This is a genomic window from Streptomyces sp. NPDC002643 (genome assembly GCF_053592555.1).
This window is the reverse complement of record NZ_JBSFVY010000006.1, coordinates 198,486-215,659: the sequence shown is the minus strand read 5'-3', so window position 1 is coordinate 215,659 and position 17,174 is coordinate 198,486. Positions and strand designations below refer to the sequence as shown.

At 68.5% G+C, this 17,174-nt stretch carries 16 protein-coding genes and 1 tRNA gene; 8 read left to right on the top strand and 9 right to left on the bottom strand.

Annotated elements, in window-relative coordinates:
* Window positions 1-8: 8 nt before the first annotated feature.
* From ACWD4G_RS11605 to pknB, 6 genes are all read left to right on the top strand, one after another.
* Complete coding sequence (locus tag ACWD4G_RS11605) at window positions 9-851, top strand: FhaA domain-containing protein (RefSeq protein WP_451292482.1); 843 nt, start codon at window positions 9-11, stop codon at window positions 849-851.
* 10 nt (window positions 852-861) lie between these two features.
* A complete protein-coding gene (locus ACWD4G_RS11600; protein ID WP_451292481.1) occupies window positions 862-1,383 on the top strand; it encodes an FHA domain-containing protein FhaB/FipA in 522 nt (173 codons plus the stop codon).
* Window positions 1,384-1,481: 98 nt separating this feature from the next.
* Window positions 1,482-3,044 carry a Stp1/IreP family PP2C-type Ser/Thr phosphatase gene (locus ACWD4G_RS11595; protein ID WP_451292645.1) on the top strand — a complete coding sequence of 521 codons (1,563 nt, stop codon included), beginning with the start codon at window positions 1,482-1,484 and terminating at the stop codon, window positions 3,042-3,044.
* A 27-nt stretch (window positions 3,045-3,071) separates the two neighbouring features.
* Window positions 3,072-4,508: an FtsW/RodA/SpoVE family cell cycle protein gene (locus ACWD4G_RS11590; protein ID WP_451292480.1), complete on the top strand. Its 1,437-nt coding sequence runs from the start codon at window positions 3,072-3,074 to the stop codon at window positions 4,506-4,508.
* A complete protein-coding gene (locus tag ACWD4G_RS11585) occupies window positions 4,505-5,965 on the top strand; it encodes a peptidoglycan D,D-transpeptidase FtsI family protein (protein ID WP_451292479.1) in 1,461 nt (486 codons plus the stop codon). Before ACWD4G_RS11590 ends, ACWD4G_RS11585 begins: the two co-directional genes overlap by 4 nt.
* Before the next feature lie 170 nt (window positions 5,966-6,135).
* On the top strand, window positions 6,136-8,136 hold the full coding sequence (gene pknB / locus ACWD4G_RS11580; RefSeq protein ID WP_451292478.1) for a Stk1 family PASTA domain-containing Ser/Thr kinase: 2,001 nt from the start codon (window positions 6,136-6,138) through the stop codon (window positions 8,134-8,136).
* Window positions 8,137-8,334: 198 nt separating this feature from the next.
* On the opposite strand, the gene ACWD4G_RS11575 is transcribed toward pknB, so the two are convergent.
* The 6 genes from ACWD4G_RS11575 to ACWD4G_RS11550 all read right to left on the bottom strand — a co-directional run bounded on the left by ACWD4G_RS11575 (window position 8,335) and on the right by ACWD4G_RS11550 (window position 13,027).
* Window positions 8,335-9,009 (bottom strand): class E sortase, encoded by a 675-nt coding sequence (locus ACWD4G_RS11575; RefSeq protein WP_451292644.1) that lies wholly within the window; start codon window positions 9,007-9,009, stop codon window positions 8,335-8,337.
* Between the two features lie 181 nt (window positions 9,010-9,190).
* Entirely contained in the window at window positions 9,191-10,543 is a 1,353-nt protein-coding gene (locus ACWD4G_RS11570; protein ID WP_451292477.1) for a class E sortase, read from the bottom strand.
* Window positions 10,540-11,190: an aminodeoxychorismate/anthranilate synthase component II gene (locus tag ACWD4G_RS11565; protein ID WP_451292476.1), complete on the bottom strand. Its 651-nt coding sequence runs from the start codon at window positions 11,188-11,190 to the stop codon at window positions 10,540-10,542. Before ACWD4G_RS11565 ends, ACWD4G_RS11570 begins: the two co-directional genes overlap by 4 nt.
* Complete coding sequence (locus tag ACWD4G_RS11560; protein ID WP_451292475.1) at window positions 11,187-11,348, bottom strand: hypothetical protein; 162 nt, start codon at window positions 11,346-11,348, stop codon at window positions 11,187-11,189. Before ACWD4G_RS11560 ends, ACWD4G_RS11565 begins: the two co-directional genes overlap by 4 nt.
* A 53-nt stretch (window positions 11,349-11,401) precedes the next feature.
* A complete protein-coding gene (locus ACWD4G_RS11555) occupies window positions 11,402-12,094 on the bottom strand; it encodes a class E sortase (RefSeq protein ID WP_451292474.1) in 693 nt (230 codons plus the stop codon).
* A 33-nt stretch (window positions 12,095-12,127) separates the two neighbouring features.
* Window positions 12,128-13,027 (bottom strand): DUF881 domain-containing protein, encoded by a 900-nt coding sequence (locus ACWD4G_RS11550; protein WP_451292473.1) that lies wholly within the window; start codon window positions 13,025-13,027, stop codon window positions 12,128-12,130.
* Between the two features lie 141 nt (window positions 13,028-13,168).
* Here ACWD4G_RS11550 and crgA point away from each other — a divergent pair, with 141 nt between their 5' ends.
* Window positions 13,169-13,423 (top strand): cell division protein CrgA, encoded by a 255-nt coding sequence (gene crgA / locus ACWD4G_RS11545; RefSeq protein ID WP_451292472.1) that lies wholly within the window; start codon window positions 13,169-13,171, stop codon window positions 13,421-13,423.
* Between the two features lie 331 nt (window positions 13,424-13,754).
* Here the strand turns inward: crgA and ACWD4G_RS11540 are convergent, their stop codons facing one another.
* Complete coding sequence (locus ACWD4G_RS11540; protein ID WP_451292643.1) at window positions 13,755-14,645, bottom strand: rhomboid family intramembrane serine protease; 891 nt, start codon at window positions 14,643-14,645, stop codon at window positions 13,755-13,757.
* 184 nt (window positions 14,646-14,829) lie between these two features.
* Complete coding sequence (locus ACWD4G_RS11535) at window positions 14,830-15,363, bottom strand: peptidylprolyl isomerase (RefSeq protein ID WP_451292471.1); 534 nt, start codon at window positions 15,361-15,363, stop codon at window positions 14,830-14,832.
* Window positions 15,364-15,726: 363 nt separating this feature from the next.
* Between ACWD4G_RS11535 and ACWD4G_RS11530 the strand changes: the two genes are divergently transcribed.
* Window positions 15,727-16,449, top strand: coding sequence for a DUF5324 family protein (locus ACWD4G_RS11530; RefSeq protein ID WP_451292470.1), 723 nt, complete (start codon window positions 15,727-15,729; stop codon window positions 16,447-16,449).
* Between the two features lie 495 nt (window positions 16,450-16,944).
* Here ACWD4G_RS11530 and ACWD4G_RS11525 read toward each other — a convergent pair.
* Window positions 16,945-17,017 (bottom strand) — tRNA-Ala (locus ACWD4G_RS11525).
* Between the last annotated feature and the right edge of the window lie 157 nt (window positions 17,018-17,174).

Below are 17,174 nucleotides of genomic sequence, written 5' to 3'. Positions count from 1 at the left end.
GGTGCCCCATGGGAGTCCTGAAGAAGTTCGAGCAGCGTCTCGAAGGTCTGGTCAACGGCACCTTCGCCAAGGTGTTCAAGTCCGAGGTCCAGCCCGTGGAGATCGCGGGAGCACTCCAGCGGGAGTGCGACAACAACGCGACCATCTGGAACCGCGACCGGACGGTCGTCCCCAACGACTTCATCGTGGAGCTGAGCACGCCCGACTACGAGCGCCTCAGCCCCTACTCCGGCCAGCTCGGCGACGAGCTCGCCGGCATGGTGCGCGACTACGCCAAGCAGCAGCGGTACACCTTCATGGGTGCGATCAAGGTCCATCTGGAGAAGGCCGAGGACCTCGATACCGGCCTGTACCGGGTGCGCAGCCGTACGCTCGCCTCCTCCACCGACCAGCAGGCTCCCGCGGGCGCCCCGGTCGGCCCCGCCACGGGCGGACGCCCCGGCGGCTTCGGCGCACCGGGCGCGGGCCCCTCGGGCGCCCCTCCCATGCCGTCCACACCGCCGCCCGGAGGCCGACCCGGCTCCGCGCCCTATCTCCAGCGGGCCGGTGCCGCCCCGGCGGCCGGCGGACGCACACGCTACTGGATCGAGATCAACGGCACCCGCCATCAGATCTCCCGCCCGACGCTGGTGCTGGGCCGCAGCACCGAAGCCGACGTGCGGATCGACGACCCCGGCGTCTCCCGCCGGCACTGCGAGATCCGGACCGGAACGCCCTCGACGATCCAGGATCTCGGGTCCACCAACGGCATCGTGGTGGACGGGCAGCACACCACCCGCGCTACGCTCCGCGACGGCTCGCGGATCGTCGTGGGCAGCACCACCATCATTTACCGGCAAGCCGAAGGGTGAAGCGGGGGCAATGTCAGAGCTGACCCTCACGGTTATGCGGCTGGGGTTCCTGGCCGTTCTGTGGCTGTTCGTGATCGTGGCCGTGCAGGTCATCCGCAGCGACCTGTTCGGTACGCGCGTCACCCAGCGGGGGTCGCGCCGGGACAACGCGCGCGCCCAGGCCGCCCCCCGGCAGCAGGCCGCGCCCCCGCAGCAGCGCGGCCAGCAGCCCTCCGGCGGCGGCCGCCGCGGCCGTAACGCCCCGACGAAGCTCGTCGTCAGCGAGGGCACGCTGACCGGCACGACCGTCGCGCTGCAGGGCCAGACCATCACCCTGGGCCGCGCACACGACTCCACGATCGTGCTGGACGACGACTACGCCTCCAGCAGGCACGCCCGGATCTACCCGGACCGCGACGGCCAGTGGATCGTCGAGGACCTGGGGTCCACCAACGGCACATATCTCGACCGGAACCGACTGACGACCCCCACGCCGATTCCGCTGGGTGCGCCGATCCGCATCGGCAAAACCGTCATCGAGCTGCGGAAGTAGTGCTACATCATGAATAGGCGCGAGCGGAGCGAGCACGCAGCGGAGGCCCCCACCAGGGGCCCCGGCGCGCTCCCGACCGGAGGGTGGGCACCGTGCGGATGTACCCGGAGCCGACGGGCGAGGTGCGCATGAGTCTGTCACTGCGCTTCGCCGCCGGATCGCACAAAGGCATGATCCGCGAGGGCAACGAGGACTCCGGCTACGCCGGTCCCCGGCTCCTCGCGATCGCCGACGGCATGGGCGGCCAGGCGGCCGGCGAGGTCGCCTCCTCCGAGGTGATCTCCACCCTCGTCACCCTCGACGACGACATCCCCGGCTCCGACATCCTCACCTCCCTCGGCACGGCCGTGCAGCGCGCCAACGACCAGCTGCGCGCCATGGTCGAGGAGGACCCCCAGCTGGAGGGCATGGGCACCACGCTCACCGCCCTGCTCTGGACCGGCCAGCGGCTCGGCCTCGTCCACGTCGGCGACTCCCGCGCGTACCTCCTGCGCGACGGCGTCCTCACCCAGATCACCCAGGACCACACCTGGGTGCAGCGTCTGGTCGACGAGGGCCGCATCACCGAGGAGGAGGCCACCACCCACCCGCAGCGCTCCCTGCTGATGCGCGCGCTGGGCAGCGGCGAACACGTCGAGCCCGACCTCTCCATCCGTGAGGTCCGCGCCGGCGACCGCTATCTGATCTGCTCCGACGGCCTGTCCGGCGTGGTCTCCCACCAGACGATGGAGGAGACCCTCGCCAGCTACCACGGCCCCGAGGAGACCGTCCAGCAGCTGATCGAGCTGGCGCTGCGCGGCGGCGGCCCCGACAACATCACCGTCATCGTCGCCGACGTCCTCGACCTCGACACCGGAGACACCCTCGCCGGGCAGCTCCACGACACCCCGGTCGTGGTCGGCGCGGTCGCCGAGAACCAGCTCCACCTGCAGGACAACGGCATCATGCAGACCCCTGCGGGCCGCGCCTCCGGGCTCGGGCGGCAAGGGCACGGACAGGGCGGTGGCGGCGAGTTCGGCCCGCCCGGCTCCGGCGACACCACCGGGTACATGCCGGCCGCGGGCAGCTTCGGGGCCTACTCCGACGACGACTTCGTCAAGCCCCGCAAGAAGGGCAAGTGGCTGAAGAGATCCTTCTTCGGCATCCTCGCCCTCGCCGTGCTCGGCGGGGGCCTGTACGGCGGCTACCGCTGGACGCAGACGCAGTACTACGTCGGCACCAAGGACGACCATGTCGCCCTGTACCGCGGCATCAGCCAGGACCTGGCGTGGATCTCGCTCTCGAAGGTGGAGAAGGACCACCCCGAGATCGAACTCAAGTACCTGCCGTCCTTCTGGCAGAAGCAGGTCGAGGCCACGATCCCCCAGGGCAATCTGAGCGACGCCCGGAAGAAGATCGACGAGCTGTCCACCCAGGCGTCGGCGTGCAAGAAGAACGCCGAGCGCCGCGAGGCCGCTGACAGCAACGCCAAGACCGGAGAGGGCGAGGCCGGAGGCGTCACGGGAACCACCAAGACCTCCCTCACGTCCAAGGCCACACCGTCCCCGACGTCGACGCCATCGACGTCCCCGACCCCGAACCAGACCGCACCCACACCGTCGGCCGGCCCCACCCTCTCCGAGGAGGAGAAGGAACTGGTCTCACGGTGCGGTGAGCAGTAGGCAAGCCGCGAGGGGCCCACGTACACGATGAGCAGTACTACCAACACGTCGACGCAGCACACGTCCACGATCGGGGCGATCGGGGCACCGAGCCGCCGCAACACCGAACTGGCGCTGCTGGTCTTCGCCGTCGCCATCCCGGTGTTCGCCTACGCCAACGCGGGCCTCGCCATCAGCGACCAGGTCCCGGCGGGCCTGCTCGCCTACGGCCTCGGCCTCGGCATCGTCGCCGGCATCGGCCACCTCGTCGTGCGCAAGTTCGCCCCGTACGCGGACCCGCTGATGCTGCCGTTGGCCACCCTGCTCAACGGACTCGGGCTGGTGGTCATCTGGCGGCTGGACCAGTCGGAGCGGCTCCAGCTGCGTGACGAGTTCTTCCAGGCGTCCCCGCGCCAGCTGCTGTACTCCGCGCTGGGCATGGCCCTGTTCATCGCCGTGCTGGTCTTCCTCAAGGACCACCGCGTCCTGCAGCGGTACACCTACATCTCCATGGCGGCGGCCCTCGTCCTGCTGCTGCTGCCGCTCGTACCGGGCCTCGGTCTGAACGTCTTCGGCGCGCGGATCTGGATCTCCATCTTCGGATTCACCATCCAGCCCGGTGAGTTCGCGAAGATCGTGCTCGCCATCTTCTTCGCCGGCTATCTGATGGTGAAGAGAGACGCCCTCGCGCTCGCCAGCCGCCGCTTCATGGGCCTGTACCTGCCGCGTGGCCGCGACCTCGGGCCCATCCTGGTCGTCTGGGTGCTGTCGATCCTCATCCTGGTCTTCGAGACCGACCTCGGCACCTCCCTGCTGTTCTTCGGCATGTTCGTGATCATGCTGTACGTCGCCACCGAGCGGACCAGCTGGATCGTCTTCGGTCTGCTGATGTCGGCCGCCGGCGCCGTCGGTGTGGCCTCGTTCGAGATCCATGTCCAGCAGCGTGTCCAGGCCTGGCTCGACCCGATGGGCGAGTACGAGCTGAGCCAGCAGGGCATCGCCGGACACTCCCAGCAGTCCATGGAGGCCCTGTGGGCCTTCGGCTCCGGCGGCACCCTCGGTACCGGCCTCGGCCAGGGCAACTCCGACCTCATCGGCTTCGCCGCCAACTCCGACTTCATCCTCGCCACCTTCGGTGAGGAGCTGGGCCTGGCCGGTGTCATGGCGATCCTGCTGCTCTACGGGCTGATCGTGGAGCGCGGCATCCGCACCGCCCTCGCCGCCCGCGACCCCTTCGGCAAGCTGCTCGCGGTCGGCCTGTCCGGCGCCTTCGGCCTCCAGGTCTTCGTGGTCGCCGGCGGTGTCATGGGCCTGATCCCGCTGACCGGTATGACGCTGCCGTTCGTGGCGTACGGCGGTTCCTCCGTCATCGCCAACTGGGCGCTGATCGGCATCCTGCTGCGCATCAGCGACACCGCGCGCCGCCCCGCGCCGTCTCCCGCCCCGAACCCCGACGCCGAGATGACCCAGGTGGTCCGACCGTGAACAAGCCCCTGCGCCGAATCGCGATCTTCTGCGGCCTCCTCGTCCTGGCCCTGCTCATCCGCGACAACTGGATTCAGTACGTCCAGGCCGACGCCCTGAAGACGGACACCAAGAACCGCCGGGTCTCCATCGAGCGGTACGCCACCCCGCGCGGCGACATCATCGTCGACGGCAAGGCCATCACCGGGTCCGTCGAGACCGAGGGCACCGACTACAAGTACAAGCGGACCTGGAAGGACGGCGAGATGTGGGCGCCCGTCACCGGGTACTCGTCCCAGATCGTCGGCGCCACCCAGCTGGAGAACCTTGAGGACGGCATCCTCACCGGCAACGACGACCGGCTGTTCTTCCGCAACACCCTCGACATGATCACCGGCAAGTCCAAGGAGGGCGGCAGCGTCGTCACCACCCTCAACGCCGCCGCGCAGAAGGCCGCGTTCAAGGGCCTCGGTGACAAGAAGGGCGCCGTCGCCGCGATCGACCCGCAGACCGGCGCGGTCCTCGCCCTGGCCTCCACGCCGTCGTACGACCCGTCGACGTTCGCCGGTATCAGCAGCAAGGACAGCGAGACCTTCTCGAAGCTGGAGAAGGACGACGACAAGCCGATGCTGAACCGCGCGCTGCGCGAGACCTACCCGCCGGGCTCCACGTTCAAGGTGGTCACGGCTGCCGCGGCGCTGGAGAACGGTGCCGTCTCGGGCGTCGACGACAAGACGGACTCCCCGGACCCGTACCCGCTGCCCGAGTCGAGCACCGATCTCGGCAACCAGCACGGCGTGTGCAAGAACGCCACGCTCCGCTACGCGCTGGAGCAGTCCTGCAACACGGTCTTCGCCAAGCTCTCCGACACCGTCGGCAACGACAAGATGATCGAGCAGGCCGAGAAGTTCGGCTTCAACGAGAGCGAGCTGGACATCCCGGTCCGCGCCGCGGAGAGCGTCTACCCCGAGGACAACCGTCCGCAGAACGCCCTGGCCGGCATCGGTCAGGCCTCCAACCGCGCCACCCCGCTGCAGATGGCCATGGTCGCCTCGGCCGTCGCCAACGACGGTGAGCTGATGAAGCCGTACATGGTCGACCAGTTGCGCGCCTCCAACCTCGACGTCATCGAGACGCACGAGCCCGAGACCCTCTCCCAGGCGGTCTCGGCGGAGACCGCCCAGAAGCTGCAGGAGATGATGGAGTCCGTCGTCAAGTCGGGCACCGGCACCGGCGCGCAGATCGACGGTGTCACCGTCGGTGGCAAGACCGGTACCGCCCAGCACGGCGTCGACAACAAGGAACTGCCGTACGCCTGGTTCATCTCGTACGCCAAGCTCAGCGACGGCAGCTCGCCGGTCGCCGTCGCCGTGGTCGTCGAGGACGGCAGCGCGGACCGCGGTGAGATCTCCGGTGGCGGTCTCGCCGGCCCGATCGCGAAGAGCGTGATGCAGGCAGTGATCAACAGCAAGAAGTGACCCCGCTCACGTCACCTCCACATCGGTGCACGTTGCGATACCGGTCCTGTATCGGGTGACGCGGTCGGCCAGGTCAGTGAAGGCGAGACGGGTACCGTATGCCCGGAGCACAGCCGCCGGACCACACATGGGTGCGGTCGGGGACCGACGGAGAGGGCTGGTAGGAAGCTATGGAAGAGCCGCGTCGCCTCGGCGGCCGGTACGAGCTGGGCCAGGTGCTCGGCCGTGGTGGCATGGCGGAGGTCTACCTCGCGATGGACACCCGCCTCGGCCGCACCGTGGCGGTGAAGACGCTGCGAGCGGACCTCGCGCGCGACCCCACCTTCCAGGCCCGGTTCCGCCGGGAGGCCCAGTCGGCCGCCTCGCTCAACCACCCCGCGATCGTCGCGGTCTACGACACGGGCGAGGACTACATCGACGGGGTCTCGATCCCGTACATCGTCATGGAGTACGTCGAGGGCTCCACCCTCCGTGAGCTACTTCACAGCGGCCGCAAGCTGCTGCCGGAGCGGGCCATGGAGATGACCATCGGCATCCTCCAGGGTCTGGAGTACGCCCACCGCAACGGCATCGTCCACCGCGACATCAAGCCGGCGAACGTCATGTTGACGCGCAACGGCCAGGTCAAGGTGATGGACTTCGGTATCGCCCGGGCCATGGGCGATGCCGGTATGACGATGACGCAGACCTCCGCGGTCATCGGCACCGCCCAGTACCTCTCCCCGGAGCAGGCCAAGGGCGAGCAGGTGGACGCCCGCTCCGACCTGTACTCGACGGGCTGTCTCCTCTACGAACTACTCACGGTCCGCCCGCCGTTCGTGGGCGACTCCCCCGTGGCGGTCGCGTACCAGCACGTACGGGAGGAACCGCAGCCGCCGAGCGTCTTCGACCCGGAGATCACTCCGGAGATGGACGCCATCGTCCTGCGTGCCCTGGTCAAGGACCCGGACTACCGCTACCAGTCCGCCGACGAGATGCGCGCCGACATCGAGGCCTGTCTCGACGGCCAGCCCGTCGCGGCCACGGCGGCCATGGGCTCGGTCGGGTACGGCGGCTACGGGGACGACCAGGCCACCACGGCCCTGCGCACCCATGACGCCCAGGCGACCACGATGCTGCCGCCGATGGGCCCGGACGACGGCTACGGAGGCTACGACGACCGCCAGGGGCGCCGCCGTCAGCAGCCGAAGAAGAACAACACCTCGACGATCCTCCTGGTCGTCGCCGGTGTACTGGTGCTGATCGGCGCCGTCCTCATCGGGCAGTGGATGTTCTCGGGCAACAACGCGGCCGACAGCGCCCTCAAGGCACCGAACTTCGTGGGCCAGACCGAGGCCGAGGCCAAACAGGCCGCCGAGAACGTCGACCTCAAGGTGACGACCACCAAGGACGAGTGCGAGGACCAGAAGACCGGCAACGTCTGCAGCCAAAATCCCGCCGCAGGTGACTCGGTCGAAAAGGGCGACACCATCTCCCTGGTGATCTCGACGGGCGCCCCGAAGGTCGCGGTCCCCGACGTCCAGGGCCTTCAGTTCGACGAGGCCGAGGCCCAGCTCAAGGAGAAGGGCTTCGAGGTCGAGAAGAAGACCGAGGAGTCCGACCGCACAGCGGGCATCGTCATCGGGCAGGACCCCTCCAGCGGCAATCTGGAGAAGGGCTCCACGGTCACCCTGACGGTCGCCACAGAGGCGGAGAAGGTCACGGTCCCGACGGTCACCGGCCTCAGCTGTGACCAGGCGAAGGCCCAGATGACGGCCAACAACCTGGTCGGCGAGTGCACCGAGGTCGAGACCCAGGACGCCAACCTGGTGGGCAAGGTCATCGCCACGTCGCCGGAAGGCGGCAGCGAGGCCGCCCCAGGTGACACGGTCACCATCCAGATCGGCAAAGAGGCCGAGGAGCAGGAGACCGAGGTCCCGAACGTCGTCGGTCAGACGTTGGGTCAGGCCAAGCAGACCCTTCAGGCAGCCGGCTTCACGAACATCCAGTTCGCCAACGGCAGCGACCAGAGCGACACCGCGATCGTCACCGACCAGGACCCGGACTCCGGCAACGAGGCCGACCCGAGCCAGACAACGATCACCCTCGCCACCGTGAGCTTCAGCAACAACGGCGGCAACAACAACGGTGGCAACAACGGAGGCTTCTTCGGAGGCTTCGGAGACGACTGACGCGGACCTCGATCCGCCATCTCGTCCGGATAGGACGGAGGCCCGGCCCCCTCTCGGAAGGGGGCCGGGCCTCCGTCATGCTGTGCCCGTTTCACATGACCTTTGGATGTTTCACGTGAAACATCCGTCGATGCTCCGCGTTGCGAGCAACTCGCCGCGGCGCTACCGCAGTTCCTGTCGCTCTCGCAGTTCCTTTCGCTACCGCAGTTCCTTCGGCGGCGTCCGCTCCGCGTTCACCCGCTCCACGCGCTCCAACTCGCCCCAGACGATGAAGCGGTGCCGGGAGGTGTACACCGGTGTGCAGGTGGTCAAAGTGATGTACTGGCCCGGCTCCTTCTTCCCCGACTCCTTCGGGACGGCCGACAACACCTTGACGTTGTACTTCGAGGTCTCGGGAAGGGTGTCGTAGACCTTGTAGACGTACCAGTTGTCCCGGGTCTCGAAGACGATCGCGTCGCCCTTCTTGAGCTTGTCGATGTTGTGGAACTTGGCGCCGTGGCCGTCGCGGTGGGCGGCGAGGGTGAAGTTGCCGTCCTTGTCGGCGGTCGGGAGGGTCGCCTTGATCGGATCGGTGTAGTACCCGGCGACGCCGCCATTGAGGATCTTGGTGGAGGTGCCCTTCTTCACCAGGACCTCGCCGTTGTTCATGGCCGGGACGTGCAGGAAGCCGATGCCGTCCTTGGTGTCCAGGGCCCCCGGGTCGTCGTCCGCGGTCGCCCAGTTGTCACGGACCCTGTTCGCTTCCTTGCCCGCCTCACGGTCGGCGAGGACGTTCGTCCACCACAACGAGTAGACGACGAACAGACCCAGCACCAGGCCGGCCGTGATGAGGAGTTCGCCGAAGACACTGACCGCCATGGCGATCCGCCCCATACCGCGCCGTCGCGGCGCGGCTTCGGCCGCCTCGGTCCGCTCCTCGGTCCCGGACGCGTCGTCCGTCCGCTGCTCCGGTCCGGACGCGTCATCGGTTCGTTCTTCGGTGGCCTGTGCGGCCTCGGTGTCGTCCGTACCGTCGGTGGTCACTGCCACAGTTCATCCGCCCTTGGTCGAGCCCCTACTGGACGAGCGCGTCGGGCTTCCCCTCGCTGCGCGGCCGTTCCTCGACCATCTTGCCCCACACGATCATCCGGTACTTGCTGGTGAACTCCGGCGTGCAGGTGGTCAGTGTGATGTAGCGGCCCGGCCCGGTGAATCCGGAGCCCGGCGGGACCGGTTCCAGCACGCTGACGTTCGTCGGCGGGGTCACCGGCAGGATCGAGGCCATGTCGTAGACGTAGTACGTGTCCTGGGTCTCGACGACGATGGGGTCACCGGGCTGGAGCCGGTTGATGTAGCGGAACGGTTCACCATGGGTGTTGCGGTGCCCGGCGAGACCGAAGTTGCCCGTCTTGTCGCCGGGCATGGCGGTCTTGATGCTGTTCTCGTCGTAGTGCCCGACCATGCCGCGGTCCAGGACCTTCGACTTGCTGATGCCCTCCGCGATCGGCACGACCACGTCCAGCTTCGGGATGTGCAGGATGGCGAAGCCCTGCCCCGGTTCGAACGCGCCCGGCGCGCGCTTGCCGTTGGCCCACTCCTGCTGAAGGCTCGTCGCCTCCTTGCCCGCCTGCTGCTGGGCCCGGATGTTCGACCACCACAACTGGTAGGTCACGAACAGCAGCATCAGCACGCCGGTGGTGATGAACACCTCGCCGATGACCCGGCTCGCCATCACACCGAAGCTGGGCTTCCGCGCCCGCGCCGCCCGCCGCGCCTCGACGCGGGAGAGCGACGCCGACGCCTCTCCGGCGGCGCCTAACGGCGTCTCGGTCCCGTAGGCGGCCACGTGAGCGGCTCCCGGGCCCATGTGGGCTCCGGAGGACCCGCCATGCCTCCCGTGCCGTCTCGCGGCCTTACGGCGGGCCGCACGGCCTCCGGGAGCGGGCGGAGGGGCTATGGGCTCGGCCGCCGCCGCCATCCGCCGGGCCTCCTCGACCCGCAGCGCCACGGTCTCCTCGTCGATGGGAGGGTGCTCCTGGATACGGTCGACCGAGGGATGCGCGGGCGCCGGCGTGTCGTAGGCCGTGGCCGCGAAGGACCCATACGACTCGTACGTCTCGCTCCGCGGGGCCTCGGGACGCTCGAACCGCTCGTCCCCCGGGACTTGGGGGCGCGGCTCGAAGGGCTCGGTGTACGGGGGCCGGTGTCGCGGTTCGTACGGCGGCTCCTCCATCGGCCGCTGCCCGTACCAGTCCCCCCGCGCGTACTCCGGGTCCTGCCGGCCGTGCCACTGCTGTGCCGCCTCGGCCGGCGCAGGGAAGCCGCCGGGCGGCGTCTGGAACGCCTCCGCCTCGAACGCCTCGGTGCCCCCGTACGCGGCCTCACCGCCGTAGGGGGCACTCTCGCGCTCGGGGCGCAGGGCCGTCACGCCGTGGCCCTGCCCACCACCGGGGCGAGCCCCACCGACCTCCCGACGGCCCCTTGGTCCCCGCACTCCACCAACCAGTTGGCCAGCATGAGGTGACCGTGCTCGGTGAGCACCGACTCGGGGTGGAACTGCACGCCCTCGACGGGCAGTTCACGGTGCCTCAGCCCCATGATGATCCCGTCGTGCGTACGCGCGGTGATCTCCAGCTCGGCCGGTACGGTCTCCGGCTCGGCGGCCAGCGAGTGGTAGCGGGTCGCGGTGAACGGCGAGGGCAGGCCCGCGAAGACGCCCTTGCCCTCGTGCTCCACCAGCGAGGTCTTGCCGTGCAGCAGTTCGGGCGCGCGGTCCACGACACCGCCGTACGCCACCTGCATCGACTGCATGCCGAGGCAGACGCCGAAGACGGGCACGCCGGTCGCGGCGCAGTGGCGGACCATGTCGACGCAGACGCCGGCCTCCTCGGGCGTGCCGGGGCCGGGGGACAGCAGCACGCCGTCGAAGCCGTCCTGGGCGTGCGAGGTCGCCACCTCGTCGTTGCGCAGCACTTCGCACCGGGCACCCAGTTGGTAGAGGTACTGGACCAGGTTGAAGACGAAGCTGTCGTAGTTGTCGACGACGAGGATGCGGGCGGGGCGGGCGGCACTCACTGGTCGTTCACCGTCACATCGTTGAAGGGCAGCATGGGCTCGGCCCAGGGGAAGACGTACTGGAAGAGGACATAGACGGCGGCCAGGGTCAGCACGAGGGAAATCAGCGCCTTCACCCAGACGTTCCCGGGCAGATGCCGCCAGATCCAGCCGTACATGCCGTCCCTTTCTTCACACCACGGCACCGGACTCACGCCGTACCGCCACCAGACTAACGGCGTAGTGCCTCCGGTTTCCCGGTCTCCACAGGCTGAGTGGATTCGAGATGGCCCCAGACGACGAGCCGGTGGCTGTGCCCCCACTCCGGGTCGCAGGTCGTCAGCGTCAGATAGCGCCCCGCGCGCGTGTACCCCGATTTCCTCGGCACGGGGTCGATGACCTGGACATCCGTGGGCAGGGTCCGATGGGGCCCCCGGTCGATGACATAGGTGAACCAGGTCGTCCCATCGCTCAGGACGACCGCGTCGCCGGGGCGCAGCTTGGGAAAATCTTTGAAGGGATCACCGTACGTACGGCGGTGTCCGGCCACCGCGAAGTTCCCCTTCTGTCCCAGCTGCGCGGTATTCGCGTAGTGACCGAGCCCTTTCTTGAGTGTGTTCGTCTTCGTGCCCTCAAGGACGGGCTTGTTCCACGTGAAACCAAGACGCGGGATGTACATGAGGGCGAACGGTCTGCCGTCCTCGTACGCGGCGGGCGGCTCCGTGCTGTCCGAGCCCCCCGGCGCGAAGGCCGGTCTCTCCGGCTGCCTCGCCCACTGTTCCTGGAGCAGATCGACCTGGCGGTCCATCTCGGTGTCGGCCTTCACACCGGTCCAGAACAGGACGTAGACGACGAAAAGCACGATGAGGGTGCCGACGGTGACGCAGAGCTCGCTGACGGTCCTGACGATCACGCGCACCGACACGGGGCCCCCGGGCTGCCGTCGCGCCGGCGGCGGTTACTCCACCGGCTTCGCGTACTTCAGGTCCACTGTGCCCGAGTAGCCGGGCAGAGTCACCGGCCCGTCCTCGGTGACTTTCCAGCCCAGCCCGTAGACGTTGACGTACACCATGTAGTTCTGGATCGCCGCGGACTCCGCGAGCGCCTTCTGCAGCTTCTCCGTGTCCCCGACCGCCTGGATCTTGTACGGGGGCGAGTAGACGCGGCCCTGGAGGATCAGGGTGTTGCCGACGCAGCGTACGGCGCTGGTGGAGATCAGACGCTGGTCCATGACCTTGATGCCCTTGGCGCCGCCCAGCCACAGGGCGTTCACCACAGCCTGGAGGTCCTGCTGGTGGATGACGAGGTAGTCGGGCTGGGGCTCGGGGTAGCCGGGGAGCTTGGCGGTGGCGTCCGGCGGGGCGTCGTCGAGGGTGACGGTGAGGGCGTCGCCCTTGAGCTTCTGAGTGCCGGCGTTCTTCTCCAGCGCCTTCAGCCGGGCGTCGTCGGCCTCGCTGCTGCCGTCGTCCCGCTCGGCGAGGGCCTCGACGTCGTCCCGGAGCGTCGCGTTGGACTCGTTCAGCTGCCCGTTCTTGTGACTGCGCTCCTGGATCAGGTCGGAGAGCTTGAGCAGCGAGGCGTCCGTGCGGATGTTCGTGCCCTTGGCGGTGTCGAAGCTGGTGAAGAAGATCAGCCCGGCGAGGGCGAAGACGCCCACCGTGAGCACGCGCGCGGGCCGGAAGCCTCCACGGGCGGCCGCGTCACCGTTCGGAGCGGTGAGCTTGGCACCGTGCGGGGTGGAAGCCTTGGCACCGTTCGAGGCGGAAGGCTCGGCGCCCGGCACCTGGGCGGGAGGTACGGCACCCGCCGGGAAAGCGTCGCCGGAACCTGCCTCGGGGGAGTCGGCTGAATTGCTCAACGTACCCTTATCTCCTTCGGCGCCGCGGAAGCACTACGCTAACGGACGCCCGGGGGAGCTCAAGAGTCCCCTAGTACGCTGCCCCGGAGCCCGCCATCGTTCCCTGCGCGGCCACGCAGCGCATCGACAGGAGAGACCCTCGTGCCGAAGTCACGTATCCGCAAGAAGGCCGACTACACGCCGCCGCCGTCCAAGCAGGCCACGAACATCAAGCTCAACAGCCGCGGCTGGGTCGCGCCGGTCATGCTGGCCATGTTCGTCATCGGTCTGGCCTGGATCGTCGTCTTCTACGTGACCGACGGCTCCCTGCCCATCGACTCGCTCGGCAACTGGAACATCGTCGTCGGCTTCGGCTTCATCGCCGCGGGATTCGGCGTCTCGACCCAGTGGAAGTAGCGGCGCCGCGCCACGGAAGCAGCCGCCTCCGCCTCGGCGGTCCAACCGGTTCCGGGCCGTGTGACCAGCTCTGACCAGAGCTGGTCACAAAGTTATCCACAGGGGTTATCCACATGGGGAAAAGAAAGACCATCTGTGGATAACCCGCAGGACGTTGACGCCGGTACGACTGACCGACCACCTCCCGTAAGCCTGTTCGCCCCCTGTCTGACCTGCGAAAAAGCAGGTGAGCGACAGGGGGCACATCTGTTCCCGCACTTTGTGCACAAGATCCGCCACGATCTGTGGACAACAGTGCTGTATCGATTGCCGGCCCGCCCGGAGCGCCGGTTCAGCCGAGCTGCGCGGTCCTGACCAGAACCAGGACGACGGCGGCGATCAGCACCAGGGCGGCCACGCCGTACTGGATCAGCGCCCGGCGCTCGCGCGGTGCGTGGACCATCGCGTAACCCACGACGACACCGGCCACCAGGCCACCCACATGAGCCTGCCAGGCGATACCGGACCAGCCGAACGTGATGATCAGGTTGATCACCAGCAGGACGATGATCGGGCGCATGTCGTACCTGAGCCGGCGCATCAGGACGGCGGTCGCGCCGAAGAGTCCGAAGATGGCGCCGGAGGCGCCGAGGGACGCCTGGTTCTGCGCGGAGAGCAGATACGTGAGCGCGCTGCCCGCGAGGCCCGAGACGGCGTAGAGCGTGAGATAGCGGACGCGGCCGAGGGCGGCTTCCAGGGGGCCGCCGAGCCACCACAGGCTGAGCATGTTGAAGGCGATGTGCATGACGCTGCCGTGCAGGAACATCGACGTGACCAGTCGGTACCACTGGCCTTCGGCGACGCCCTGGAGCGTGCTGCCCAGTTCGGGGACCCAGGCACGGCCGATGAGCTCGAACCGTTCGGTGAACTGATCGCCCAGGGAGAGCTGGACCAGGTACACCAGCAGGTTCACACCGATCAGCAGCTTGGTGAGCAGCCGGGGGTCGCCCGTGACGGTACCGCCCGCGAGGGTGCGGGGCTGGGAGGCCGACGGTGCGTGGCCTGTGCCGGAGCCTCCGCGGACGCACTCCGGGCACTGGAAGCCGACGGAGGCGCTGACCATGCACTCGGGGCAGATGGGGCGCTCGCAGCGGGTGCACCGGATGCCCGTCTCACGGCCCGGGTGACGGTAGCAGGACGGCAGGCTCTGCGCGTTCGGCCGGCTGCTCGGCACCTGCTCCATCGATGTCGCCTCCCTCTCGCGTGTGGAACGCATCGGCCCCGCCCATCCTTACGGATGAGCGGGGCGAATGGTTCCCTTCGGGACCTTGCGAACCTTTCGGGTTCCGATCCCGGCACCCGGCAGGTCTCGAAACTCGGCGGATCTCGAAACCGAGCGGGTCTCGAAACCCGGCAGGTCCCTGAACTCAGCCCTGGCGGGTCTCGACGACGACCGTCTCGATGACGACGTCGTTGACCGGGCGGTCCGTGCGCGGGTTGGTCTGCGCGGTCGCGATGGCGTCCACGACCTTCTGGCTGGCCGCGTCGACGACCTCGCCGAAGATGGTGTGCTTGCGGGTCAGCCAGGCCGTCGGGGCGACGGTGATGAAGAACTGCGAGCCGTTGGTCCCCGGGCCGGCGTTGGCCATGGCCAGCAGGTAGGGCTTGTCGAAGGCGAGGTCCGGGTGGAACTCGTCCGCGAACTGGTAGCCGGGACCACCGGTGCCGTTGCCCAGCGGGTCACCGCCCTGGATCATGAATCCGCTGATCACCCGGTGGAAGACCGTGCCGTCGTAGAGCTTGTCCGTGGACTTCTGGCCGGTGGCCGGGTTGGTCCACTCACGCTCGCCCTGGGCGAGCTCGACGAAGTTACGGACCGTCTTGGGCGCGTGGTTCGGCAGCAGCCGCACCTCGATGTCGCCTTGGTTGGTCTTCAGGGTGGCGTACAGCTGCTCAGCCACGATCTGCCTTCCGTTGTCCTCTGTGAACTCCCCCGATCCTCGCACGGACGGGGCGCCGCGTCGCCCGACGCCCGCACCCTCGTGCGCCGGGCACGCGGAAATACGGTCGCGTACCCCCCGGTACCGGCGCGCTTCACGGCGATCCGTGGCATTGTCGGCACTGTCGTGGACTAGTTCCCGTTGCCCCATATTCATCCGCTATCGCACACCCCGGATCTTGGGCGGCTTCCGTTCCGCGATCCCGTGGAGTCGGCGCCCATGACCCGGATGCCCGCCCTCGCATGCCCCGGAGCGCTCCGGGATGCATGATCCCCAAAAGGGTGGAAAGTCGAAATACCGTACGCCACCGAGGAGGAGGAACCCGTGACCCGCATCGACAGCGTGCGCGCCGCGACCGGTACGGCGAAGGACAGCGTGCTGCACGCCGCGGAAGTGGTGGCGCCCTACGCCGACACGGCCAAGGAGAAGGCCTCGCACTACGCGCACGAGGCACGTGTCGTGCTCGCGCCGAAGGTGTCCCAGGCCGCGGAACAGGCACGCGTCCAGTACGAGGCGCATATCGTCCCGCGTCTGGAGCAGGCCCGTACGCATGTGCCGCCGAAGGTCGACTACGCGGCCCACGAGGCCGCCGTCCGTACTCGTAAGGCGGCCCGCCAGACCCGTGAGGCGGCTCGGCAGGCCGCCGACTACTCCCGTCCACGGATCGAGCAGGCGGTGGCCGCGGCCGGCCCCGTCCGTGAGGAGGCGGCAGCGCGCAGTGTCGCCGTGCTGGCCGCGCTGCGCGGGCAGGTCTCGCCCCGGCAGATCGAGAGGCTGGTCCGCAGGCAGCGGCGCCGTGCGAAGCTCGGCCGGGCCCTGAAGGGCATGGCCGTGGTGGGCGTGGTGGCGGGCGGTGCCTTCGCCGTCTGGAAGTGGTGGGACAAGCAGGCCAACCCCGACTGGCTGGTCGAGCCGCCCGCCGCCACCGAGGTCTCCGATTCCGATCGGCTGTCCTCCGTCGACGGCAGCGACCAGTCCGTCCTGGACCCCGAGGTCCAGGCCAAGCAGGCCGAGGAGGAGGCAGCGGAACGCGACGACCGCCGCTGAGACCGATAGCCGAGGGCAGAGAGCCGAAGACAGAGAGCCGAAGACAGCCGAGAGCCCATTGGCTCACGCGGTGAGACGGCAGCGAGACCTGAGGGCACGATTCGACTGCCCGGTGGTCCACTTTCAACGGCCCTGTGGGGCAGCAGACTTGAGAAAGTCTCCTGCCCCACAGGGCCGTTTCACGTGAAACATCCCCGCTGTCGCCCTCGGCGGGACCCACACCGCACCCCCACCCCGGAATGTGTTGTTCCGGTTGCAAAGGGTTATGCGCGTAGAGGATCACAACTCGCTGTGACCCACACCACGGGTTTCGCAAATGCGCACGTCGACAGGGGCCGCCGCCCGTCGCCCCAATCCAGGGCCCGTTCCCTCGTGAAGTGCATCGATAGCGATCGCGACGCCCGCAGCCCGAGGCAACGCCCGGTGCCCCGCTGCCGCCGCACAGAAAAAGACCGGGCCGGACGTCGTACGACGTCCGGCCCGGTCAACCGGCTGTGGAGCCTAGGGGAGTCGAACCCCTGACATCTGCCATGCAAAGACAGCGCTCTACCAACTGAGCTAAGGCCCCGGAAGGGAAGGCGTCCACCCAGAAGTACCGACCACTGGGAGGTGCCGCAGACCAGAGTACCGGGTCACCCCCGGGATCTCGCAAAAAGATTGGGGGTCCCCGTGAACGACCACTCTCCGTAAGATGCTCGTCGTGGTTCGCTACAGCGAACCGCAGT